The 1,429-nt window shown below is 42.5% G+C and carries 1 protein-coding gene; it reads left to right on the plus strand.

Annotated features, from left to right (window positions below; genetic code table 11):
- Window positions 1-96: 96 nt before the first annotated feature.
- A partial coding sequence (locus DW173_RS13395) for a transposase (protein WP_233562173.1) occupies window positions 97-1,429 on the plus strand: 1,333 nt, incomplete at its 3' end.

Here is a 1,429-nt window from a genome sequence, read left to right on the forward strand (position 1 = left end):
ATTCATTGCGAGTTAGTTGCCTTTTTTGTATCTTTAAGCATTCCCCCCAAAAAACGGTTTGACGGCCAAAACGGGGGTAATTAAAAATAAAAACACATGGTAAAGATACAAAAAATCTCAGAAATCGAACCTTGTTTAGGTTTTACCGAGTTCGATATGCTTAAAAAATATCGTCAAAGTTTTGCAACGAGTGAATTAGGTCGCCTCCATTCTCTGTTCCCTTTCTCGGAACTGGCCCGACAAATGCATTTGAAGTCCTCTCCTTTTGGGCGTAAAAGTTATTTTTCTCCCGAAGGTAAAATAGCCTTGATGGTCTTGAAGTCCTATACCAACTTTTCCGATGCACAACTGATTGAGCATTTAAACGGTAATATTCATTACCAGTTATTTTGTGGTGTTCAGATTGATCCGCTTCATCCACTAACCAATCCTAAAATCGTTAGTGCAATTCGTCAGGAACTAGCGGATCGCCTTGACGTTGAGTCCCTCCAGCTCATTCTTGCCGAGCATTGGACACCTTATCTTGAGAACCTTCATGTCTGTATGACCGATGCCACCTGTTATGAAAGTCATCTGCGTTTCCCTACTGATACCAAACTCTTATGGGAAGGTATTGTATGGCTTCATCGTCATCTGTGCAAACATTGCCAGACCTTGCACATACAACGTCCCCGTAACAAGTATCTTGATGTACGCCGTGCCTATCTTGCTTATAGCAAACTGCGTAAACGCAAGAAATCACAGACTCGTATGATTACACGAAGGTTACTTCAGTTATTGGAAAAGTTACTTGACCAGCTGGAGCTGCTTCATTCATCCTACAGGAACAGGCTTACACTATCCTCTGATTACCAAAGACGTTTCTCGGTCATACAGACAGTCCTTGAGCAAGGGAAGAATTTATTTGCAGGCAAAAAAGTGTCCAACCGTATCGTGAGTATCGACCGGCATTACCTTCGCCCCATTATCAGAGGCAAGGAAACCAAATCCGTTGAATTCGGAGCCAAAGTCAACAATATACAGATAGACGGAATCTCCTTTATAGAACATATCTCCTTTAAGGCTTTTAACGAAGGAGTACGTTTGAAAGACTGTATTCATCTGCAACAACAACTGACCGGGGTTAGGGTTAAGGCGCTTGCGGCGGATTCAATCTATGCCAATAATGCCAACCGGAAATTTTGTACAAAATATCATATAAGTACTTCCTTTAAGCGTAAGGGCAGAGCTGCCAAAGATGAGCCGCTTCGGAAAATCTTACGGTCGGAACTCAGCCGTGAAAGAGCTACCCGCCTGGAAGGAAGTTTTGGAACGCAGAAACAACATTACTCACTGGCCAGGATAAAAGCTAGAAACAGGAAAACGGAAGTACTTTGGATTTTCTTTGGGATACATACAGCCAATGCGGTATGTATGATAGAAAAGGTCG

Origin of the sequence: Bacteroides sp. AM16-13, assembly GCF_003602705.1 — a bacterium.
Classification (GTDB): Bacteria; Bacteroidota; Bacteroidia; order Bacteroidales; family Bacteroidaceae; genus Bacteroides; species Bacteroides xylanisolvens.